The sequence below is a fragment of the Roseomonas sp. FDAARGOS_362 genome (genome assembly GCF_002754815.1).
Taxonomy (GTDB): Bacteria; Pseudomonadota; Alphaproteobacteria; order Acetobacterales; family Acetobacteraceae; genus Roseomonas; species Roseomonas mucosa.
Map to the genome: position 1 here is coordinate 1,410,811 of NZ_CP024588.1, position 21,677 is coordinate 1,432,487.

17 protein-coding genes are annotated in these 21,677 nt (G+C 71.1%); 5 read left to right on the plus strand and 12 right to left on the minus strand.

Annotation, left to right across the window (positions count from 1 at the left end; all coding sequences use genetic code 11):
- Positions 1–17: 17 nt before the first annotated feature.
- Positions 18–323 carry a hypothetical protein gene (locus tag CTJ15_RS24365; protein ID WP_193009667.1) on the minus strand — a complete coding sequence of 102 codons (306 nt, stop codon included), beginning with the start codon at positions 321–323 and terminating at the stop codon, positions 18–20.
- A gap of 146 nt (positions 324–469) precedes the next feature.
- Complete coding sequence (locus tag CTJ15_RS11470; RefSeq protein WP_226945876.1) at positions 470–1,840, minus strand: IS5 family transposase; 1,371 nt, start codon at positions 1,838–1,840, stop codon at positions 470–472.
- On the opposite strand from CTJ15_RS11470, the gene CTJ15_RS11475 reads away from it, so the two are divergent.
- Positions 1,832–2,716, plus strand: coding sequence for an ABC transporter substrate-binding protein (locus CTJ15_RS11475; protein ID WP_226946110.1), 885 nt, complete (start codon positions 1,832–1,834; stop codon positions 2,714–2,716). The two genes, CTJ15_RS11470 and CTJ15_RS11475, sit on opposite strands and share 9 nt — an antisense overlap.
- Positions 2,717–2,749: 33 nt before the next feature.
- On the opposite strand, the gene CTJ15_RS11480 is transcribed toward CTJ15_RS11475, so the two are convergent.
- The 5 genes from CTJ15_RS11480 to ccmA all read right to left on the minus strand — a co-directional run bounded on the left by CTJ15_RS11480 (position 2,750) and on the right by ccmA (position 8,036).
- Entirely contained in the window at positions 2,750–4,939 is a 2,190-nt protein-coding gene (locus tag CTJ15_RS11480; protein ID WP_076970058.1) for a TonB-dependent siderophore receptor, read from the minus strand.
- A 145-nt stretch (positions 4,940–5,084) separates the two neighbouring features.
- Entirely contained in the window at positions 5,085–6,143 is a 1,059-nt protein-coding gene (locus CTJ15_RS11485; protein WP_193009668.1) for an alginate lyase family protein, read from the minus strand.
- A 149-nt stretch (positions 6,144–6,292) separates the two neighbouring features.
- Positions 6,293–6,709, minus strand: a complete 417-nt coding sequence (locus tag CTJ15_RS11490; RefSeq protein WP_075823018.1) for a hypothetical protein — start codon at positions 6,707–6,709, stop codon at positions 6,293–6,295.
- A 90-nt stretch (positions 6,710–6,799) separates the two neighbouring features.
- Positions 6,800–7,459 carry a heme exporter protein CcmB gene (gene ccmB / locus CTJ15_RS11495; RefSeq protein WP_019461243.1) on the minus strand — a complete coding sequence of 220 codons (660 nt, stop codon included), beginning with the start codon at positions 7,457–7,459 and terminating at the stop codon, positions 6,800–6,802.
- A gap of 31 nt (positions 7,460–7,490) precedes the next feature.
- Positions 7,491–8,036 (minus strand): heme ABC exporter ATP-binding protein CcmA, encoded by a 546-nt coding sequence (gene ccmA, locus CTJ15_RS11500; protein ID WP_026033212.1) that lies wholly within the window; start codon positions 8,034–8,036, stop codon positions 7,491–7,493.
- 150 nt (positions 8,037–8,186) lie between these two features.
- Here ccmA and acnA point away from each other — a divergent pair, with 150 nt between their 5' ends.
- The 3 genes from acnA to CTJ15_RS11515 all read left to right on the plus strand — a co-directional run bounded on the left by acnA (position 8,187) and on the right by CTJ15_RS11515 (position 12,774).
- Positions 8,187–10,892 (plus strand): aconitate hydratase AcnA, encoded by a 2,706-nt coding sequence (gene acnA / locus CTJ15_RS11505; RefSeq protein ID WP_026033211.1) that lies wholly within the window; start codon positions 8,187–8,189, stop codon positions 10,890–10,892.
- 119 nt (positions 10,893–11,011) lie between these two features.
- Positions 11,012–11,980: a diacylglycerol kinase family protein gene (locus CTJ15_RS11510; protein WP_226946111.1), complete on the plus strand. Its 969-nt coding sequence runs from the start codon at positions 11,012–11,014 to the stop codon at positions 11,978–11,980.
- Entirely contained in the window at positions 11,977–12,774 is a 798-nt protein-coding gene (locus CTJ15_RS11515) for a metallophosphoesterase (RefSeq protein ID WP_019461239.1), read from the plus strand. Before CTJ15_RS11510 ends, CTJ15_RS11515 begins: the two co-directional genes overlap by 4 nt.
- A 31-nt stretch (positions 12,775–12,805) precedes the next feature.
- On the opposite strand, the gene CTJ15_RS11520 is transcribed toward CTJ15_RS11515, so the two are convergent.
- The 5 genes from CTJ15_RS11520 to CTJ15_RS11540 form a co-directional block, all read right to left on the minus strand.
- Positions 12,806–14,488 carry an ATP-binding protein gene (locus tag CTJ15_RS11520; RefSeq protein WP_226946112.1) on the minus strand — a complete coding sequence of 561 codons (1,683 nt, stop codon included), beginning with the start codon at positions 14,486–14,488 and terminating at the stop codon, positions 12,806–12,808.
- Between the two features lie 239 nt (positions 14,489–14,727).
- Complete coding sequence (locus CTJ15_RS11525) at positions 14,728–15,849, minus strand: enolase C-terminal domain-like protein (protein ID WP_075822909.1); 1,122 nt, start codon at positions 15,847–15,849, stop codon at positions 14,728–14,730.
- A complete protein-coding gene (locus CTJ15_RS11530) occupies positions 15,846–16,679 on the minus strand; it encodes an amino acid ABC transporter ATP-binding protein (RefSeq protein ID WP_075822910.1) in 834 nt (277 codons plus the stop codon). Before CTJ15_RS11530 ends, CTJ15_RS11525 begins: the two co-directional genes overlap by 4 nt.
- A gap of 10 nt (positions 16,680–16,689) precedes the next feature.
- Positions 16,690–17,352, minus strand: a complete 663-nt coding sequence (locus CTJ15_RS11535; protein WP_019461235.1) for an amino acid ABC transporter permease — start codon at positions 17,350–17,352, stop codon at positions 16,690–16,692.
- A gap of 142 nt (positions 17,353–17,494) precedes the next feature.
- Entirely contained in the window at positions 17,495–18,364 is an 870-nt protein-coding gene (locus CTJ15_RS11540) for a transporter substrate-binding domain-containing protein (RefSeq protein WP_019461234.1), read from the minus strand.
- A gap of 356 nt (positions 18,365–18,720) precedes the next feature.
- Between CTJ15_RS11540 and CTJ15_RS11545 the strand changes: the two genes are divergently transcribed.
- Complete coding sequence (locus CTJ15_RS11545; RefSeq protein ID WP_226946113.1) at positions 18,721–21,675, plus strand: helicase-related protein; 2,955 nt, start codon at positions 18,721–18,723, stop codon at positions 21,673–21,675.
- Positions 21,676–21,677 lie beyond the last annotated feature (2 nt).

The window sequence follows — 21,677 nt, forward strand, 5'->3', positions numbered from 1 at the left end:
CGTGGGCCGGGCGCCCCTTATTGCGAATGGTTCTCGTCTTCCAGGAGGCCCCGCCCTTGGCCCTCGTTTCCTCCCGCCTGCGCCTCGTCCTGCCATTGCTGCCGCTGCTGCCCTGGCTCGCCCCGCCGGCACAGGCCCAGGCCGGGGCGCAGGACGGTGGCTGGCCGCGCCGGGTGACGGATCTGGCGGGACGCGAGGTGACGCTGCCGCGCCAGCCGCGGGCGCTCCTGCTGGCCGAGAACTTCCAGCTCCTGACCCTGTCGGTGCTGCTGCCCGACCCCGTCTCCCTGCTGGTCGGCATGGGCGGCGACCTGAAGCAGCACGACCAGGGCAGCGACCTCGCCTTCCGCCGGCGCTTCCCCGCCATGAACCGGGTCCCGGAACTCACCAGCGCGGTGGGACAGGGCTTCTCAGTGGAGCGCGCCCTGACGCTGCGGCCGGATCTGGTAGTCGGCCTTGAACAACGTCTTCAGGCTGTCGCCCCTGCGAGCAGGGTGCGGCCTGTCGGGACGCTGGCTTGGCTGATCGGGGTGAGGATTGCCTGTCGGAGGGCGGCGAGGAGAGCGGCCAAAAGGGCCCTGAGGTGGGCGAGGATCTTGCGGATGTTGTGGCCGCAGCCGCAGAGGACGGCGTAGAGAGCATCGCCGAGCGTGCCCTTGAGGGCGCAGCGGGCGAGGCGGCCATCGGTCTTCATGTGGCCGATCTCGGGCTCGATGGCGCTGCGGCGGCGGAGCAGCCGGCGCAGGCGGGGCGTGAGGCCGCGGCTGGTGCCGCTGACGAGCACCCTGGTTGCCGTGACGCCATGGCCGCGGTAGCCGCGATCGACCACGGCGAGGCTGGGACGCTGGCCGGTGAGGGTCTCGACCTGCTGGAGGGCGTCGGCGAGGGTGTGGCCGTCGTAGGGATTGCCGGGCTGGCTGCGCATGCCGACGACGAAGCCACCGGCGAGGGTGGTGGCGATGCTGACCTTCGTGCCGAACTCGTAGCGCACCCGCGCCTTGCCCTTGGCGATGCAGTCCACCTCGGGCTCGTGCAGGGCGTAGAGCTTGCGGGACGACTTCGGTGTCTGGAGCAGCAGGCGGGTGACGAGGGCGATGCGCTGCTCGATGCGCGCCCGCAGTGGCCCGTCAGGGACGGCGCCGAGCTTGCGTTCAACATCGCGCAGGATGCGGCCGGTGTAGCCCTTGAGCGTGCGCAACGCCTTGCGCATGCGGCGGAACTGCCGGGCGTGGGCGTAGCGCCCCACCTGGCCGGCCAGGCGCGGCGCCAGGCGATTGTAGTTCTGGCGCAGGGCGATCCCGGCCTTGTGCGCCAGCGTCACCAGCGAGTGGCGGGCCCGCTCATAGAGGCGGCTGTCGGTCGGATGGGCGATGGCCTTCTCCATCACTGTGGTGTCCACTGCGATCTCGGCCAAGCTGTTCGACGTCACAGCTCCCGAAGCCTGAGCCGCCTCGATCGTCCTGGTCAGCAACCACTCGACACCTTCCTCACCGATGCGACCGCGCCAGCGGCTGAGAGAGGAGGGATGGATGGGCGCACGGTGCTGGAAGAAGGTCTCACCCGTGAAGTGCTGGAAGTACGGGTTCTCCACCCAGCGCGCGAGCACCGCCTCGTCGGAGAGGCCATGGGCGTGCTGGAGGTACATCAGCCCGGCGACCAGACGCGGATGCGTGGCCGGCCGTCCCTCAGCGGCGGGGAAGAAGCCGGCCCATTCCCGCTCGAACCAGGACCAGTCGATCAGCGCCGCCAGCCGCACCAGTTCGTGCCGCCCATCGATCATGTCGACCAGCCGCGGCCGCAGCAGATCGGCCTGTTCCGGCGGGCGCGGGCGGTGCTTCATGCCCACAAGATTCGCAGGGTTTGTCGTCGAAAACAATCGAACCCTGCAAATCCAGGTCGCCGAGCCCGGAAAATCTCACAGCTAGATCAGTGCCTTACGAGTTATTCAAGGCCGACTCTGGTAGTCCTGAGCACCTGGCAGCTCGGCTCGGCCGAGACGCGGCAGAATGTCGAGCATCTCGCCGCCGCAGGCATCCCGGTGGTCTTCATCGACAACTTCCAGCGGCCGCTCAGCAACGGCATCCCGAGCATCCGGCTGCTGGGCCGCGCCCTGGGCTGCGAGGAACGGGCCGAGGCGGTGATCGGCTTCCAGGAGGAGCGGCTGGCGCGCATCCGCGAGCGTGTCGCCGCCCATGCCGGCCCGAAACCGGGGGTGATCATGAACGCCTTCGCCGGGCGGCGGCCCTGCTGCTGGGTGGCCGGGAATGACGGCACGGGGCAGATGCTCTCGCTGGTGGGCGTGCGGAACCTGTCCGAGGGCATGCTGCCCGGCCCGCGCGGCGGCGAGATCAACCTGGAGCAGCTCCTCGCCGTCTCGCCGGAGATCGTCGTGAACACCGGCAACCGCCATGACGAGGACCAGCAGGGCCTGCGCGTCGGCACGGGCGTCACGCTGGCCGAGGCCCGGGCCTCGCTGGAGGCGCTGATGGCCTCGCCGGAACTCGTGGCCCTGCCCGCCACGCGGGACAGGCGCGTCTATGGGTTGTGGAACCCGGTCTTCGGCAGCCCGGTCGGCATCGCCGCGCTGGAGGCGATGGCGCGCTGGCTGCGGCCTGACCTCTTCGCGGATCTCGACCCGGCGGCGACGCTGGCGGAGATCAACCGCCGCTTCGCCGCCGTGCCCTTCGAGGGGACCTACTGGGTCGGCCCCGGCTGAACAGGAACGGCACGCGCCGGCTCCCCGCTGTCCTCACCAGCGATAGGCGAGGTTGCCGATCACGGTGCGCCCATTGCCCCAGTAGCAGTAGTAGGTGCCGGTGCAGGAGGAGACATACTCCTTGTCGAAGAGATTGCTCGCGTTCACCGACAGCCGGTACTGGCCGAGGTCGTAGCTCACCGAGGCGTCGAACAGCGTCACCGAGGGCGAGAGGTACTGGTTGGCATCCTCGCCATAGAGGTTGCCGATATAGCGCACGCCGCCGCCCAGCCCGAGGCCGGCCAGCTTCGAATCCCGGTCGAAGCGGTACTTCATCCAGAGATTGGCCGTATGCGCCGGCACCAGCCCCGGGCGGTTGCCCTTGGTGGTGCGCGTCGTGCCGGTGATCAGCGTGTTGCTCCTGGTGATCTCGGCATCGAGGTAGGTGTAGGAGGCGGTGAGGTCGAGCCCTTCCGCCAGGCTCGCCACGGCCTCCAGCTCCACGCCGCGCGAGCGCACCTCGCCCGTCTGGATCTGGGAGGAGGTATAGACCGGGTCGCGGGTGGTGACGTTGGTCTGCGTCAGCTCGAACACCGCCGCGGTGACGAAGCTGTTGCGGCCCGGAGGCTGGTACTTCACGCCGAGCTCGTACTGCTCGCCCTCGGTCGGCTTGAACGGCGTGGCGCCGCGCTGGGCCGCGGTGGCGCCGATCACGGGGTCGAAGGAGGTGGTGTAGCTCGCATAGGGCGAGAGGCCGAAGTCGAAGAGGTACATCACCGCGATGCGCCCGGTCAGCGCATCGTCGTTGGAGCGCGTGCGCACCCCGTTGCGGCGCGAGGTCTGGCTGGTGGTGGACCAGTCCTGCCGCAGCCCGCCGGTGATCAGCAGCCGGTCGAGCCGGACCTGGTCCTGCAGGTAGATGCCGTGCTGGCCGTAGTCGTCGTTGCGGTCGGTCTTCGCGCCCGTGCCGAGGCGCGGGTCGGGAACCGCCGCGCCGTAGTTGCGGGTGAAGATGTCGAGCGACGGGACGGTGCCGGTCTGGCCGAAACTGGCCTGGTAGTGGCCCCAGTACTGCCGGAAGTCATAGCCCGCGAGGACCGTGTGCCGCAGCGCCCCGGTGTCGAAGCGCGCCTCGACGCTGTTGTCGAGGTTGACCGTGTCGGAGCTTTCCCGCTGCAGCAGGCTGCCGCGCGTCAGGCGCCGCTGGTCCGCCGAGAGGCCGCTGACATACATGGTCTCGTAGGCCACGCGGTTGTGCATGTAGCGGGCGTTCTGCCGCACGCTCCAGACATCGTCGAAGCGGTGCTCGAGGTTCCAGCCGATGCTGGTGGTGGTGATGTCGGAGTTGTTGAAGCCCGGCTCGCCCGCGAACCAGTTGCGCTTGATCGTCCCGTTGCGGTTCGGCAGCAGCGTGCCCACGGCCGGCAGGCCGATGGGCGAGCCGCCCTGGTCGTACTGGAAGCGCCCGAGCAGGGTCAGCCTCGTGTCCGCGCCGGGCCGCCAGGTGATGGCCGGGGCGATGAAGTAGCGGTCGTCATTGACATGATCGACCTGGGTGCCGCTCTGCCGCACCAGCCCGGTCAGCCGGTAGAGGAACTGCCCGTCCTGGGTCAGTGGCCCGCCCAGGTCGAAGCTGCCCTGGTAGCGGTCATAGGAGCCGGCCTGCAGGTTCACCTCGCCGAAGGGGCGCTCGGTGGGGCGCTTGCTGATCATGTTGATCATGCCGCCCGGTGGCGTCTGGCCGTAGAGCACCGAGTTGGGGCCCCGGATCACCTCGATCCGCTCCAGCCCGTCCTGCTCGATCGAGGTCGGGCCGAACTGCCGCAGCAGGCGCAGCCCGTCGAGGAACTGGCTCGGCCGCGCGTCGAAGCCGCGCAGGCGGAAGCTGTCGAAGCGCGTGTCGTTGCCGGAGAAGCCGGTGGCGAGGCCAGGCACATAGGCCAGCGCCTCCTCCACGTTGCGCACGGCGCGGTCGTCCATCTGGTCGCGCGTGACGACGGTGACGGATTGCGGCGTCTCGATCAGCGGCGTGTCGGTCTTGGTGGCCGAGGCGCTCTGGGTGGCGACATAGCCCTGCACCGGGCCAGTGGAGGTCTGCCGCTGCCCCTGCACCTGGATCTCGGGCAGTTGCACCGTCGTATCCTGGGACAGGGCGGCATGGGGCGTTAGCGCCAGGGAAGCCGCCGTCAACGCGGCAGCGCCCGTACGGCTCAGCGCCCATGGGTGCTTCGGTGCGGTACTCAATTCCTGTCTCCGACGGGTATTCCTGGTCGGGGCTCTTATTAAGAAAGATTATCAATCTCAATACGCAGGATGCGAAATGTTTCCGTGAATGTCCTGCCCGCAACACCGGCATGCCGCACGAACCATGGAGAAGCCGCGACCTCCCTCAGCCTGGGCTGGGGGTCCTGGCAGGCCCTTCCAGGGCCGGGCTTCCGCCATCGGGAATTGCTATCCCCTGGCCTGTTATCCACTGGCCTGTCACCATCCCCCCGAGCCAGCGCATGCGGTAGGGGCGGAACGGCGCGAGCGCGGCCTCCAGTGCCGCATCGGGCCGTGCCTGGGCGCGGATCTCCAGCCCCGCCGCCTCGGAAAGCGGCGGCCGGCCCTTCAGCCAGGGGTCGGATTGCGGCACGCCCGCCAGCGCCCCGATCCGTGACGGGTCCTTCGCCGCGGCGAGGACGAAGCCGGTCAGGCGCTCCAGCGCCGCCTCATCCTCCGGCGGCAGGGTCACGCCGTTGGCGGCGGCAAGGCGTTCCAGTGCCGCGACCGGCTCCAGCGCGAAGAGATGGTAGTGCAGCGCCAGGGCACCGCGCGCGAGCTCCTGCGGCAGCGCCCCCTCCCCCGTCACCTGGGCAAGCTGCGCGTGCAGCCGCGCCATGCCCCAGTCGAAATGCGCCCGGCTGTCGCTGGCGATGCCGGCCACCGCCACGGCAAGCCCGACCCAGGCGGCGTGGTTGTTGCGCACATCGCTGATCAGCGCCCGCGAGGCACGGTCGTAGCGGGGCTGGATGGCATCCGCGACCTCGCGCATCCAGCGGCCGACACGGCCGACCGAGACCGGCTCCAGCCCCGCCGCGTCGCGGACCCTCAGGAAGGCGAGCCCGGCCCCGGCCAGGGCCCAGACGCGGTGATAGGCGCCCTGCTGGTTCACGGCCCCCAGCATGGCGCCGGACTTGGCCCAGTCGTCGAGCAGGGACAGGGCGCAGGCGGCCGCCCCCGCCTCCCCGGCCCGGGCGCGGGCCACGGCGGCCTGCACCGCGTCCTGCCAGACATCCAGCCGCTTCTGCACGGCGGCGTCGGCGGCCAGGCGCCCGGGATCGGGGCGGGAGAAGGCGGGGTCGGTGTAGAAGGAGACGCCCTCGATGTTGCGCAGGGCCTCCGGGGGTGCCGGGCAGCCCGTCTCCGGGGCCGTCGCGGGCGGCAGGGGAGCGAAGGGCGTCCGCAACGGCTCCGCCGCCCCGGCTCCCCCCGGCAGAAGCGGAGGCAGGAGCAGGAGCAGGGCCAGTCCAGCCCGGCGGAACCCCTGCCGTCGAATCGGGGCCGTCGCTCCGGGGCCGCCACCGCTCCACCCCGGCGGCATCGCGGAGCCCCCTTTCACGCCTCGCTGGTGAAGAGGGGCAGCGCGGCCTGGCTCTCCTTCAGCCGCTTCGGCCGGTCCCGCTCCGCCCGCAGGCGCAGCAGCTCGCCCAACAGCCGGTCCATGGTGACCCAGACGGGCTCGTCGCCCTTGCGCTCCTTCATCACCAGCCGATGCGCGTCCAGCGTGACGTTCAGCGTGCCGCGCGTGGTCTCGGGACGGGGCATCCGCATCTGCACCAGCGCCTTCTCGACCTCCTCCAGCGGAACGTTCAGCGCCTTGGCGATCTGTTCGGGCTCATGACCCTGGCGGCGCAACTGGCGCGCCTTGTCCCGCTGCTTCGGCTCCAATGCGATCGATGGGCGCAGGGCGGCGGTGCGCCGGGAAATCTCGCCGGCGCCGGCGCCGGGCGGCTTGCCCTTGAAGGTCGGCATGACCGTGGTTTCTCCTTGCTCCTCCGAATGAACCGGCTGGCGACGGGATTCAAGGGACTCATCGCACGGAGCCCGGCGCGGTCCCGCGCCTCAGTCGCCCCGCAGGGCGGCGCCGGCCGCGAGCGGCGCCAGTGGCGCGGCCAGCGCCGCCAGGGCGGCCAGCAGCAGCAGGTAGGGGCGCGGCGACAGGCCGGCGGTGGCGGCCTCGATGGCGGCGGCGGCGAAGATCGCCACCGGCACGGACAGGGGCAGCACCAGGATGGGCAGCAGGGCCGCGCCGCGCCGCGCGCCCAGCGTCAACGCCGCGCCGAGCGTGCCGAGCAGCGACAGCACCACCCCGGCCAGGGCCAGGGCGGCGCAGGCGGCGGGCCAGGCCGCGGGATCAAGGTTCAGCATGGCGCCGGCCAGCGGCACCGCCACCACCAGCGGCAGGCCGGTGGTCAGCCAATGGCCGGCGGCCTTGGCCAGCGCCAGGGCGGCCGGCGAAAGCCCGGACAGCAGCAGCAGGTCGAGCGAGCCATCCTCGGCCTCCGCTCCGAAGAGCCGGTCCAGCGGCAGCAGCGCGGCCAGAAGCCCGGCCGCCACCAGCGCGCCGGGTGCGAGGCGCGCCAGGGCCTCCGGACTTGGGCCGACGCCGAAGGGGAAGAGAGAGCAGACCACGAGGAAGAACAGCATTGCGGCCAGTGCATCGCCCGGGTGGCGGAGCGCGAGGCGCAATTCCCGCGACAGCACGGCAAGCCAGGGCTTCACCGCCTTTTCCCCGCGATCGGACAGGTCCCGGTCACAGCGTGATCTCCCGCATCTCCGGCAAGGGAAGCGGCAGGTGCGTGGCGGCCAGGACCATGCCGCCCGCCGCCCGGTGCCGCGCCAGCAGCGGGCCGAGCCGCGCGACGGAGGCCGTGTCCAGCCCCACCGTCGGCTCGTCCAGCAGCCAGAGCGGAACAGGCGAGAGCGCCAGCCGCGCCAGGGCGAGGCGGCGCTTCTGGCCGGAGGACAGGGCGCGGGCCGGCTGCTCGGCGATGGCGTTCAGCGCCAGGGCGTCCAGCGCCGCCGGCACCGACCCACCCAGGAGCCGCGCCAGGAACTCCAGGTTCTCCCGCACGGAGAGGGAGGGCTTGGCGGCATCAAGATGCCCGACCCAGCGCAGGCGCCGGGCATGGGCGGCGGGATCGGCGGCGATGTCGGCGCCATCCCAGGCCACACGCCCCCCGGCCGGGCGCAGCAGCCCGGCCAGGGCGCGAAGAAGCGAGGACTTGCCCGCCCCATTGCGACCGAGAATTACTATCGCTTCGCCAGGACTCACAGTGAAGTCCAAATCGGCAACCACGTCATGGCCCCCACGGCGCAAATGCAGCTTTTCCGCCGTCAGCACGGCTCCCACCTCATGACTGGTCCCGCGGTCCCCCTGGACCCGCACCGGCCGCCATGCTTCAAGCCGGTTAAACGTCACCAACGTCAAGCAGGGGTTTTACGCGCCATGCGAATGATCGGGCAGGACAGTCTGAAGACCAGCCGCACTCTCTCGGTGGATGGCAAGGAATACACTTACTTCAGCCTGCCCGAGGCCGGGAAGGCGCTGGGCACCGATTTCTCCCGCCTCCCCAACAGCCTGAAGGTGCTGCTGGAGAACGTCCTGCGCTTCGAGGACGGCCGCGCCTACACCGTCGAGGACGCCAAGGCCTTCACCGGCTGGCTGGAGAACGCGCATAGCGAGCGCGAGGTGCCCTTCCGCCCGACGCGCATCCTGATGCAGGACTTCACCGGCGTTCCCGCGGTGGTGGACCTCGCCGCCATGCGCGACGGCATCCTGAAGCTGGGCGGCGAGCCGCGCCGCGTGAACCCGCTGGTGCCGGTCGACCTGGTGATCGACCACTCGGTGATGGTCGATGTCGCCGGCCGCGCCGACGCGCTGCAGAAGAACGTGGACATCGAGTACGAGCGCAACGGCGAGCGCTACGAGTTCCTGCGCTGGGGCCAGGCCGCCTTCGACAACTTCCGCGTCGTGCCGCCGGGCTCGGGCATCTGCCACCAGGTGAACCTGGAGCATCTGGCGCAGGTCGTCTGGACCCGTTCCGAGGCCGGCACCGCCTACGCCTATCCGGACAGCTGCTATGGCACCGACAGCCACACCACCATGGTGAACGGCCTGGGCGTGCTGGGCTGGGGCGTCGGCGGCATCGAGGCCGAGGCCGCCATGCTCGGCCAGCCCATCGCCATGCTGATCCCCGACGTGATCGGCTTCCGCCTGACCGGCAAGCTGCGCGAGGGCGTCACCGCCACCGACCTGGTGCTGACGGTCACGCAGATGCTCCGCAAGAAGGGCGTGGTCGGCAAGTTCGTCGAGTTCTTCGGCCAGGGCCTGGACCAGCTGCCGCTGGCCGACCGCGCCACCATCGGCAACATGGCCCCGGAATACGGCGCGACCTGCGGCTTCTTCCCCGTGGACAGCGTGACGCTGGACTATCTCCGCCTGTCGGGCCGCGAGGAAAGCCGCATCAAGCTGGTCGAGGCCTATGCCAAGGCCCAGGGCATGTGGCGCGAGACCAGCACGCCGGACCCGGTCTTCACCGACACGCTGGAGCTGGACCTTTCCACGGTGCAGCCCTCCATCGCCGGCCCGAAGCGCCCGCAGGACCGCGTGCTGCTGAGCGACGCCGCCCCGGCCTTCCTGCGCGAGCTGCCGGGCCTGTCCGGCAACCCGAACGCCGACGTCACGAAGCGCCACGGCGTGGCCAACGCCAACCATGACATCGCCCATGGCGACGTGGTGATCGCGGCCATCACCTCCTGCACCAACACCTCCAACCCCTATGTGCTGGTCGCCGCCGGCCTCGTCGCCCGCAAGGCGCGGGCGCTGGGCCTGCAGCCGAAGCCCTGGGTGAAGACCTCGCTGGCCCCCGGCTCCCAGGTGGTCACCGACTACCTGAACCGCGCCAAGCTGCAGGAGGACCTGGACGCCATCGGCTTCCAGACCGTGGGCTATGGCTGCACCACCTGCATCGGCAATTCCGGCCCGATCAGCGACGACATCGTCGATGCGATCGAGGCCAACAAGCTGGTGGCGGTCTCGGTGCTGTCCGGCAACCGCAACTTCGAGGGCCGCATCCACCCGAACGTGCGGGCGAACTACCTCGCCTCCCCGCCGCTCGTGGTCGCCTATGCCCTGGCCGGCACGATCACCAGGGACATCACCAAGGAGCCGATCGCGCAGGACAAGAACGGCAAGGACGTCTTCCTGAAGGACATCTGGCCGACCCAGGCGGAGATCAACGAGATCGTCGCCCAGTCCCTGACGCGCGAGATGTTCCAGGAGCGCTATGCCCATGTCTTCGAGGGCACGGCGCAGTGGCAGGCGATCAAGATCGACGCGGACAGCGAGACCTACCGCTGGAACTCCGGCTCGACCTATGTGCAGAACCCGCCCTATTTCGAGGGCATGACGATGGAGCCCGAGGCGCGCGGCGGCATCGAGGGTGCGCGCATCCTGGCCAAGCTGGGTGACTCGATCACCACCGACCACATCTCGCCCGCCGGCTCCATCAAGAAGGCCTCGCCCGCCGGCGAGTACCTGCTGGAGCACCAGGTCCGGCAGGCGGACTTCAACAGCTACGGCGCCCGCCGCGGCAACCACGAGGTCATGATGCGGGGCACCTTCGCCAATATCCGCATCAAGAACGAGATGGTGCCGGGCATCGAGGGCGGCATCACCAAGCACCTGCCCTCCGGCGACGTGCTGCCGATCTACGACGCGGCCATGCGCTACAAGAGCGAGGGCGTGCCGCTGGTGATCTTCGGCGGCAAGGAATACGGCACCGGCTCCTCCCGCGACTGGGCGGCGAAAGGCACCTTCCTGCTGGGCGTGAAGGCCGTGATCACCGAGAGCTTCGAGCGCATCCACCGCTCGAACCTCGTGGGCATGGGCGTGCTGCCGCTGATGTTCAAGAACGGCGAGACCCGCGAGAGCCTGGGCCTGACCGGCGAGGAGACCATCGACATCCTGGGGCTGGAGGAGATCAAGCCCCGCATGGACGTGACGCTGGTGATCCACCGCCCCGACGGCACCGAGCACCGCACCACCCTGCTCTGCCGCGTCGATACGGCCGACGAGGTCGAGTACTACCGCCAGGGCGGCATCCTGCACTACGTGCTGCGCTCCATGGCGCAGGCGGCGCAGGCGGCCTGACGCCGCATCCTCCGGGGAGCCGATCCCCCCTGACCGCTGCGGGCGGGATGGGCAACCATCCCGTCCGGGGCCGCGTTGCCGCCCCGGCTGGCCATGCTGGAACAGGCTGGGGGACCGGGATGATGCGTGCCGTACTCGTGATGAACAACCGTGCCGGAACGCTGGACGGCCGGCCCGAACTGCCCGGCCAGATCGAGGACGCCCTGCGCGAATCCGGCTTCGACCTCCGGATCATCGGAGAGGATGCCGCGCCCGACATGGGGGGCCGGATCGATGCCGCCGTTGCGGCCGCGCGGGACCTGCCCGCGCCGCTGGTGATCGTCGGCGGCGGCGACGGCACGGTGTGCGGCGCCGCCGGCAAGCTGGCCGGCACCGGGATCGCCCTGGGCATCCTGCCGCTCGGCACGCTCAACGTCCTGGCCCGCGACCTCGGCATGCCGCTCGACCCTCTGGAGGCCGCCCGCGCCCTGGCTGGCGCGGAAACGAAGCGGATCGATATCGGCGAGGTGAACGGCGAGATCTTCACCTGCCAGGCTGTGCTGGGCCTGCCGAACCGCTTCGCGCGGCTGCGGCAGGCGAACCGCCGCACCCCCGGCATCGCCGCGCGGATGCGGACCATCCTCGGCACGCTGCGGGCCTTCGGCCGCCCGCCCCTGAGCCTGAACCTCGTCTGGACCGACCGGCCGGGCGCCCCGCCGGCCAGCAAGCATGTCCGGGCCCGGGCGCTGTCCGTGGTCAACAACCCCTATGAGGAAGCGCTGGGCAGCTTCTTCCACCGTCCCAGGCTCGACACCGGCCTCCTCGCCGTGCACCGGCCGAAGCGCTTCGGCCTGTTCTGGTCGCTGGTGATGCTGGTGGCCATGGGCCTCGGCCTCTGGCGACGGACGGAGGAGGTGGAGCACTTCCTCACCTCCGAGCTGACCATCGAGTCGCGCCGCCCCAACCTGCGCGTCTCCACCGACGGGGAGATCCGGATGCTCTCGACGCCGCTACGGTTCCAGCTGCACCCCCGCGCCCTGTGCGTGCTCGCCCTCGCCCCCGTGGCGGAGGCGGACCGCGTAGCGCGGACGGAAACGCTGACGGCATGAGGCGGATCGACCATATCTCCGACCTGCATTTCGGCCGGGTGGACGATGCGGTGGTGGCCGGGCTGCTGGCCGAGTTGAACGCCGCGCCGGCGGATCTGGTGGCCGTCTCGGGCGACCTCACCATGCGGGCCCGGCGCCGCGAATACGCCGCGGCGGCGGAGTTCCTCCGTGCCCTGAAGGCGCCCTGGATCGCCGTGCCGGGCAACCATGACATCCCCTACTACGATCCCTGGGAACGCTTCACCAACCCCTATGCCCGCTGGCGGCGCTTCATCCAGGACGATATCGAGCCCGCCTGGGTGGACCAGGAGATCGCGGTGCTGGGGCTGAACACCGTCAGCCGGGGCGGCCTGCGGATGAACTGGGCCGACGGCACCGTGCACCTGGGCGGGCTGTCGCGGCTGCTGGAGCGGCTCCGTGCCCTGCCCGACGGCACGGTGCGGATCATCGTGGCGCATCACCCCTTCCTGGCCCCGCCCTGGGCGCCGGACACGGTGCTGGCCGGGCGGGCGCGCAAGGCGCTGTCCGTCCTGTCCCAGGCCGGCGTGCGGCTGGTCCTCAGCGGCCACCTGCACCGTACCTATACCTCGCAATACGAGAACATCGTGGCGGAAGGGGGCGGATTGCAGATCGTCAGCGCCGGCTCCGCCACCTCCGTCAGGCTGCGCAACGAGGTGAACACCTATAACCGCATCACCATCGCCCCCGGGGGGATCGACTGCGAGCCCCGGGCCTGGAACGGCCAGGGCTGGGAAAGGCTGGAATTGAACCGCGCCACCGAGATCACCGCCTGATCCGGAGGGCCCGGGGCGGGACCGGCCTGCCTCAGTCCGGCGCCATCATGTGGCGGATGCGTTCGGCCAGCGCCTCCATCGTGAAGGGCTTGGTCAGGAGCTGCATATCCGGGCCGGACAGGGCCACGCCCTCCAGCGCCGCCTCGGGATAGCCGGTGATGAACAGCACCCGCAGCGTGTCGTGCAACTCGCGGGCCGCCAGGGCCAGATCGCGCCCGTTCATGCCCCCCGGCATACCGATATCGGTGACGAGCAGATCGATCGTCCTCCCCCCGCGCAGGATCTCCAGGGCCGAGGCGGCATCCCCGGCCTCCAGCACGGTGCAGCCCCGCTCGCGCAGCACCTCGGCCGCCAGCAGGCGCAGCGAGGGCTCGTCATCGACCACCAGCACCGTGCCGCCCGGGCCGGTGGCGGCGGCTTCCGGCTTTCCGGCCTCGGGCGCCGTGATGGCGGCGCCCCTGTGGCGCGGGAAGCAAAGGCGCAGCGTGGTGCCCTGTCCCGGCGCGCTCTCGATAGTGATCCGGCCGCCGGACTGCTGCACGAAGCCGTAGATCATCGACAGGCCCAGCCCGGTGCCCTGGCCGATCGGCTTGGTGGTGAAGAAGGGGTCGAAGGCGCGCTGCATCACCTCCGGCGCCATGCCGCTGCCGGTGTCGCGTACCGACAGCGTGACCCGGTCCTCCGCGCCGCCACCCGGGGCGCCGGAACCGGGAAGGTTGGCCAGGGCGATGGCCAGCCGTCCGCCGCCCGGCATGGCGTCGCGCGCATTGATGCAGAGGTTCAGCAGCGCGCTCTCCATCTGGTGCGGATCGCAGAGCACGGGCCAGGATCCCGCCGGCGCGTCCACCTCGATGTCGATCTCCGGGCCGATGGTGGAACGGATCAGCCCCTCCATCCCCGCCACGAGCCTTTGCAGCTCCACCGGCTGCGGCGTCAGGACCTGGCGGCGGGAGAAGGCCAGCAGGCGCTGGGTCAGCCCGGCTGCGCGCTCCGCCCCGGTGCGTGCCAGGCCGAGGAAACGCTCCAGTTCCGAGAACCGGCCCTTCGCCAGCCGCGCCTGCATCAGGTCCAGGCTGCCGAGCACGCCGGTGAGCATGTTGTTGAAGTCGTGCGCGATGCCGCCGGTGAGCTGGCCCACCGCCTCCATCTTCTGCGACTGGGCCAGGGCGGCGGCGATGCGGCGGCGCTCGGCCTCGGCCGCCTCCAGCGCGGCGGTGCGCTCCCGCACGCGGGCCTCCAGCAGCTCCGCCATGCGCTCCGCGGCGGCGGCCTCCTCCTCCATGTGGCCGCGCAGGCGGCGCTGCCAGGAGCGGGCGCGCAGCGAGGTCTTCACCGCGCTGAGCAGGGTGACGGCGTTCAGCGGCCTTTCGATGAAAAGGACGTTGCCGAGCCTTTCGGCCAGCCGGATCTCGTCCATCTGGCGCCGCGCCTGCGTGCCCATCTGGCTGAGCACGATGAAGGGCAGGTCCGACCAGGGCGGCTGGCGCGAGAGATGGGCGGTCAGCGGCCCGAGATCGGCATGGAACAGCAGCTCGTCCGTCACCAGCACCAGCCCGGTGGCCACGCCGACGGACTCGGCCAGGGCCGACACGGATTCGACCCGCTGGCCCTCGATCCTTTCGCTGGCCAGGAGGCGGAACAGGCCCAACCCGTCCCGCTCGGTCGGCGCCAGGATCAGCACCGGGCCGGCATCTCTCAGGCTGCGGTCAGCCAAGGGCGGCTCCGTCAGGACCGGCGGCGACATCCGGGCGGGGCACGGCGACGATCCGGCGACACCCGCCGGGAATGCCGGGCCTCCCCGGCGGGGTCTTGCGACAGGTGGCGCGGCGCAGGGTCATGCTGGCCTGGCTTTGTAACGGATTCGCCCGTGGCTGCCCATGATGGCACGGGGCCCCGCCCCGCCGCATCCGGCAACGCGGCCCTCCCGCCGGAGCGAGGAGCGGGCGCGCGGTCCTAGCCCGCTTCCGCCAGGATGCGCGCCCCGCCGCGCACGGAGGCCTCGCTGACCCGGATGCCCAGGCCCGGCCCCTCCGGCACCACCACGGCGCCGTCGCGGTTGGGCACGCGCTCCTCCAGCACATCCTCGGTCAGGACGTGGTGCGGCATGTAGAACTCGCAGCCCAGCGAGATGCCGGGCGTGGCGGCGATGAGCTGCGTGCCGGCGGCGAGCGCGATGCCGCCCTCCCACAGCGTGCCTCCATAGCCCGGCAGGCCGGCCGTGTCGGCGATGGCCATCATGGCCTGCGCCTTCAGCATGCCGCCGCACTTCATCAGCTTCACCGAGATGGCATCCGCCGCGCGCCGCCGCACCACTTCCAGCAGGTCAACCGCGTCGTAGCAGCTCTCGTCGGCCAGGATCGGCGTGTCCAGCGCGGCGGCGAAGCCGGCCATGGCGTCGAGATGGCGGCGCGGCACCGGCTGCTCGATGAAGGTCGGGCGGAAGCGGTCCACGTCGCGCAACACCGTCATCGCCGCGAAGGGCTCCAGCGCCTGGTTGTAGTCGAGGCGCAGGTCCACGCCGTCGCCAAAGGCATCGCGGATCGCCTCCAGATGCGCCATGTCCTCGCGGTGCGGCTTCACCCCGGTCTTCACCTTGAACAGCCGGTGCCCCGCCGGGACCATCGCCCGCATGCGCTCCATGTCGGCCGCGAAATCCGGATCGGCGATGGAGAAGGAGAGCGGGATGGTGTCGCGCACCCGCCCGCCCAGCAGGTCGGCGACCGAAAGCCCCTTCGCCTTGCCGAGCAGGTCCAGCACGGCCATCTCGACGCCGGCCTTGGCATCCGTGTGGCCGATCAGGGCCCGGTCCATCCGCGCCAGCATCGCGCGCAGCCGCAGCGCCGGATGGCCGACCACATGCGGGCGCAGATAGGTGTCGAGGGCAGAGAAGGCCCCCTCCGGCGTGCCGGTGAAGACCTCCCAGGGCGCGGCCTCGCCCCAGCCGGTCAGGCCATCGTCGGTGGAAAGGGCGATCAGCACGCGCTTCACGCTGCCCTTCACCGAGCCCACGCCCTGTGCGCGGGCCATCCTGATCGGGCTCTCCACCAGGAAGAGCCGCATGCGGCCGATGATCATCCCGGGAAACCCCGGGTGGCCGGGCCAGGGAGGGAACCAGGCAGGGCGCCGTCCGGCAGCCTGCCCTGGCGGTGAAAATGCGACAGGAAGGCCCGCGTGGCGGCCTCGCGGGGGGTGTCGATCACCGCGCGGGCCGGCCCTTCCTCCACCACCACCCCGTCGCGCATGAAGACCACGCGGTCGGCGACCTCGCGGGCGAAGGCGATCTCGTGGGTGACGATCACCATGGTCATCCCGTCGGCGGCGAGGCTCTGCATCACCCCCAGCACCTCGCCCACCAGCTCGGGGTCCAGCGCCGAGGTCGCCTCGTCGAAGAGCATCACCTCCGGCTCCATGGCCAGCGCCCGGGCGATGGCCACGCGTTGCTTCTGCCCGCCGGACAGGCGGGAGGGGTAGTAGTCCGCCCGGTCCGCCAGCCCGACCCGGGCGAGCAGCCGCTGCGCCAGCGCCTCGGCCTGCGGCTTCGCCATGCGGCGCACCGTCAGCGGGCCTTCCATGACGTTCTCCAGCGCCGTCAGGTGCGGGAAGAGGTTGAACTGCTGGAAGACCATGCCGGTATTGGCGCGGAAACGGGCAAGCTCCCGCCGCCCGGGCAAGCGCTGCCCGGCAGCGAAGTCGAAGCCCTGCCCGCCGATCCGCACCCGCCCGCCATCGGGCACGACAAGCAGGTTCAGGCAGCGCAGCAGGGTGGACTTGCCGGAGCCGGAGGGGCCGATCAGCGCCACCACCTGTCCGGGCTCGACCCGGAAGTTGATGTCGCGCAGCACCTCGTGGTCGCCGAAGCTCTTGCGCAGCGCGGCCACGTCGATCTTGGGCTGGGATGTGCTCACCGCCTCCTCCTCAGTCGCTGCGCGCCATGCGGCGCTCCAGGTATTGCACCAGCAGGGTCAGCGGGAAGAGCACGGCGAAGTAGATCACCGCCACCAGCGAATAGGTCTCCAGCGGCCGGTAGGTGTCGTGCGCGATGGCCTGGCCCTGGTAGAGCAGGTCCGGCACCGCCAGCACCGAGACCAGCGAGGTGTTCTTGAACTGGATGATCGACTGGTTCATCAGCGGCGGCACCATGCGCTTGATGGCCTGCGGCAGGATGATGCGGCGCATGGACTGGCCAGGCGTCATGCCCAGCGCCTCCGCCGCCTCCCGCTGTCCCGCGTCGATCGAGACGATGCCGCCGCGGATGATCTCGGCATAGAAGGCACCACCGTAGAGCGAGAGCGCCAGCACCGCCGCCGAGGTCGCCGACATGTCGATGCCCGAGAGGATCGGCAGGGCGTAGTAGAACCAGACGAGCTGCACCAGCACGGGGGTGCAGCGGAAGACCTCGATATAGGCCTGGGCGATCCAGCGGATGATGGCATAGGGCGCGAGCCGCCCCAGCCCGGCCACCAGCCCCACCACCAGCCCGATCAGCACGATGCCGACGGTGAAGGCGATGGTGACGCCGAGCCCTTGCAGGAAAAGCCAGCGGTAGCCCCAGATGAAGTAGAAGTCCCACTCGTACATACGGTCTCTCTCGTGCCGCCCGCCCGGCCCGGAAGGGGGGGCGGATGGCCGGGCAGCGCGATGCGGCCCGGCCCTTCCCCTCAGCCCAGGGCGGGTGGGGGCGGGATGCCGCCGGGCGTCTGGGCCGGGCGGCGATGCGGGGTCAGAGCGTCAGGCCGGCCGGAAAATCCGATTCCTCGACGCCCACGAGCTGCATGTTCGACACGATCGCCTGACGCACCACGCCCAGGCCGCGGTTGTAGTCGATCCAGACATTGACGAAGTCGCGCCAGGTCTTGTCCGGCTCCCGCCGGAAGCCGGCGTTGGAGGTGGTCAGGAAGACCGGCTTCGGCGTGATGATCTCGCCCAGGTTCGGCACCTTCTTCTTCACCGTCAGCGCCAGGATGATCACCAGGCACTGCGCGTCGGCGCGGCCGGTCTGCACCGCCATGGTGGCCTCGTCCGCCGACTTGAAGCGGGAGATCGTCGCCTTGGGGCAGAGCCGCGTCACCGCGCCGTCCTGCGAGGAGCCGCTGTCCACCGCGATGCGGACCTCCGGCTTGTTCAGGTCGTCCCAGGTCTCGAACCGGAAGCCCTTCTTCGTGATGAAGGAGAAGGCGTTGTTGAAGCAGGGCACCGAGAAGTCCACCGCCAGGGCACGGCGCGGCGTCGGATTCAGGCCGAAGAAGACGTCGAGCTTGTTGCTCTGCAGGTCGAGCACCGCGTTGCCCCAGGTGGTCTCGTGCAGTTCCAGCTCCACCTCCAGCTCCTGCGCCAGGGCGCGGCCGAGATCCATGTAGAACCCCTTCCATTCCCCGGTGGCGAGGTCCTTCACGTAGTAGGGCGTGGCCCCCGCCACGGCGCCGAAGCGCAGCTTCCGGGTGCGCTTGATCCGGTCCAGCGTGGGCTCGCCGCTCTCGGCGGGCGGGTTCTGCGCCGCGGCGGAAGGGATACCCAGCGAGGCACCGAGCCCCGACCCCGCTGCGAGGGCCGCGAAGCCGCCGGTCCCGGCCATCAGGCGTCGTGAGATCATGATCGAGACTTCCCTTTCCAAGGCGGCCCCTCCCCAGGGCGAACGCCGGTCAAACATCGGTTATCCGTCCACGGCCCGGCTGCCGCCAGACCGTCCGCGCGACGAATGCGGTTCGGAAGGGGCGTCCAGGCTCAGGCAACCGGCCGGGAAGGCCGATCCGGGGAGATGAATGCCGCCCTAGCAGCATCCGGGCCAGTCCCGCCCCGGATCGCCGCCAAGAGCCCCTGCGAGCACCCCGATACCGCCGGGAGCGGATTTCAGGGCACGGAATCGCGCCATGGCAGGGCGCGAGCCGCATTCTCCGGCCCGGTGACGGTTGCCAAGCGCCTCGGCCATTGCCACACACTCCGCCCGGAATGAGTCACCACGACACGCAGATGTTCGAGCCCCGGGTCAAGGCTGTCCTGGGGCCGACCAACACCGGCAAGACGCATCTCGCCATCACGCGGATGCTCGCGCACAGTTCCGGCATCATCGGCTTCCCGCTGCGCCTCCTGGCGCGCGAGAACTACGACCGGATGGTGGCCGCCAAGGGCGAGCAGCACGTCGCCCTGATCACCGGCGAGGAGAAGATCATCCCGCCCGAGGCGAGGTGGTTCGCCTGCACGGTGGAGGCCATGCCGCTCGACCGGAAGGTCGAGTTCCTGGCGGTGGACGAGATCCAGCTCTGCGCCGACCCGGACCGGGGCCATGTCTTCACCGACCGGCTGCTGCACGCCCGCGGCATGGTGGAGACCATGTTCCTCGGCGCCGAGACCATCCGGCCGCTGCTCCAGCGCCTCGTGCCCCGGGCGGAGATCGAGACCCGCCCCCGCCTGTCCCAGCTCACCTATGCCGGCCCGGCCAAGCTCACCCGCCTGCCGCCGCGCTCCGCCGTCGTCGCCTTCTCCGCCGGCGAGGTCTATGCCATCGCCGAGGCCATCCGCCGCCGCCGGGGCGGCTGCGCCGTGGTCATGGGCCGCCTGTCCCCCCGCACCCGCAACGCCCAGGTGGCGCTGTACCAGGAGCGGGAGGTGGACTTCCTGGTGGCCACCGATGCCATCGGCATGGGGCTGAACATGGATGTGGACCATGTCGCCTTCGCCTCCCTCACCAAGTTCGACGGCCACCGCTCGCGCGAGTTGAGCGCGCAGGAGGCCGCCCAGATCGCCGGCCGCGCCGGGCGCGGCATGCGCGATGGCACCTTCGGCGTCACCGCCGACTGTCCGCCGCTGTCCGACGAGATCGTCGAGAAGATCGAGAGCCACCAGTTCGAGCCGCTGCAGACCCTGGCCTGGCGGAACTCGGCGCTGGACTTCGCCTCGCCCGAGGCGCTGCTGGAAAGCCTCGCCGCCCCGCCGCCCTTCGCCGGGCTGGCCAAGGGCAACGACGCGGACGACCACATCACCCTCGCAGCCCTGGCGCGGGACGAGGATGTCCGCCGCCTCGCCACCAGCCGCTCCCGCGTCAGCCTGCTCTGGGAAGCCTGCCAGATCCCGGATTTCCGCAAGCTGGCCGACGAGACGCACCAGAACTTCTGCGCCCGGGTGTTCAAGCACCTGGCGGAGGACGGGCACCTGCCGGAGGACTGGATCGCCTCCGGCATCGCCTCCTGCAACAATGTCGAGGGCGACCTCGACACGCTGATGGCCCGCCTCGCCTCGATCCGGGTCTGGAGCTTCGTCGCCGCCCGCAACGACTGGTTCCGCGACGCCGCCCGCTTCCAGGGCGAGGCGCGCGAGGCGGAGGACAAGGTGTCCGACGCCCTGCACGAGCGTCTGACCGCCCGTTTCGTGGACCGACGCGCGGCGCATCTGATGCGCAAGCTGGACGATGGCGAGGAGGAGCTGCTTTCCGCCGTCACCCGCCGGGGCGAGGTGGTGGTCGAGGGTCATCCGGTCGGCAGGATCTCCGGCTTCAACTTCGAGGCCGCGACCGAGGCCGGGGCCGGCGAGGAGGAGCGCAAGGCCCTGCTCCGCGCCGCCCGCCGGGCGCTGAAGGAGGAGATGCCGCGCCGCGTCTCGCTGCTGGAGGCCAGCAACGACGACGCCTTCGGCCTCACCCCGCTGCAGCGCGTCACCTGGACCCTGCCCGGCTCCCCGCCGCCCGGCTCGCCCGGTCACGAGGCCGCCGAGATCGCGCGGCTCAAGGCCGGGCCAAGCCCGGACAAGCCGTTGGTCGAGCCGCTGAACTCCGAGTTCCTGGACAGCGCCCAGCGGGAGCGCGTGCGCGCCCGGCTGGCGACCTGGCTGGAAAGCACGATCAAGAAGGCCATGGCGCCGCTGGAGGCTGCCGAGACCAAGGCGGCCGAGGATTCCAGCCTGCGCGGCCATCTGTTCCGGCTGCGGGAATATCTGGGCCTGGTGCCCGGCGGCACGGAGCGGGAGATCACCCCGGAGCTCCGCGCCAAGCTGAAGGCCATCGGCGTGCGGGCGGGGCGCTTCGCCCTCTACCTGCCGGAGATGCTGAAGCCCAAGCCCATGGGCCTGCGCGCGCAGCTCTGGGCGCTGGCCGCCGAGAGCGCGGTGCCGCCGCTGCCGGTGGGCGGGCTGGTCTCGATCACCCCGCCCTCCAACTGGCCCGCCGGCTTCGCCGCGCAGATGGGCTGGGTGCTGGCGGGCGAGGTGATGATCCGCCTGGACGTCGCCGAGCGCGTGGCGGGGGAGCTGGGCCACCTGACCCGGCGCGCCCCGGCCCTGCTGCCCGGTGACATCGCCAGCCGCCTGGGCGTGAAGGCCGAGGCCCTGGCCCCGGCGCTGACGGCGCTGGGCTTCCGCCTGCTGAATGCCGAGCCGCTGCCGGAGGAGATGTTCGGCCCGCCGGCGCCGCTGATGGTGGCGGCCCGGCGCGACGAGCACCGCCACCATCCGCGCCACGACCAGCGCGGCCGGAACCAGCCCGGCAGGGGGCCGCGCCAGGGGGGCGAACGCGGCGAGCGTTCCGGCGGGGGAGCTTCCCGCACGGCGCCCGCCACCACGCCCGAAGGGGAAGCCCCCGCCGCGGCCGAGGGCGAGGCCGGGCAGGCCGGCACGCCGGCCGAGACGCCGCGCCCCCGCGAGGAGAGGCCGCGCGACGGCAACCGGCAGGGCCGCCAGGGTCATCGCGACGAGCGCCACGGCAAGGGCGGGCCAAGCGCGGGCGGCCAGGGCAACAAGGAGCGCGGCGACAGGCCAAGGGGCGACCGGCCGCGCGGCGACCGCCCCTTCTCCGACCGCGACCGGAAGGGTGGCGACCGCGAGCCCCGCGTCTTCCAGATCGGTGGCAAGCGCGACTCCGGCCCCGACCCGGACAGCCCCTTCGCGGCCCTGGCCAAGCTGAAGCTCGGCAAGTGACG

Coding starts and splice junctions, on each gene's coding strand:
- CTJ15_RS11470 (WP_226945876.1), bottom strand. CDS start 1,840: ATGAAGCACCGCCCGCGCCCGCCGGAACAGGCCGATCTGCTGCGGCCG.
- CTJ15_RS11490 (WP_075823018.1), bottom strand. CDS start 6,709: ATGCCGACCTTCAAGGGCAAGCCGCCCGGCGCCGGCGCCGGCGAGATT.
- acnA (WP_026033211.1), top strand. CDS start 8,187: ATGCGAATGATCGGGCAGGACAGTCTGAAGACCAGCCGCACTCTCTCG.
- CTJ15_RS11510 (WP_226946111.1), top strand. CDS start 11,012: ATGATGCGTGCCGTACTCGTGATGAACAACCGTGCCGGAACGCTGGAC.
- CTJ15_RS11515 (WP_019461239.1), top strand. CDS start 11,977: ATGAGGCGGATCGACCATATCTCCGACCTGCATTTCGGCCGGGTGGAC.
- CTJ15_RS11525 (WP_075822909.1), bottom strand. CDS start 15,849: ATGATCATCGGCCGCATGCGGCTCTTCCTGGTGGAGAGCCCGATCAGG.
- CTJ15_RS11535 (WP_019461235.1), bottom strand. CDS start 17,352: ATGTACGAGTGGGACTTCTACTTCATCTGGGGCTACCGCTGGCTTTTC.
- CTJ15_RS11540 (WP_019461234.1), bottom strand. CDS start 18,364: ATGATCTCACGACGCCTGATGGCCGGGACCGGCGGCTTCGCGGCCCTC.
- CTJ15_RS11545 (WP_226946113.1), top strand. CDS start 18,721: ATGAGTCACCACGACACGCAGATGTTCGAGCCCCGGGTCAAGGCTGTC.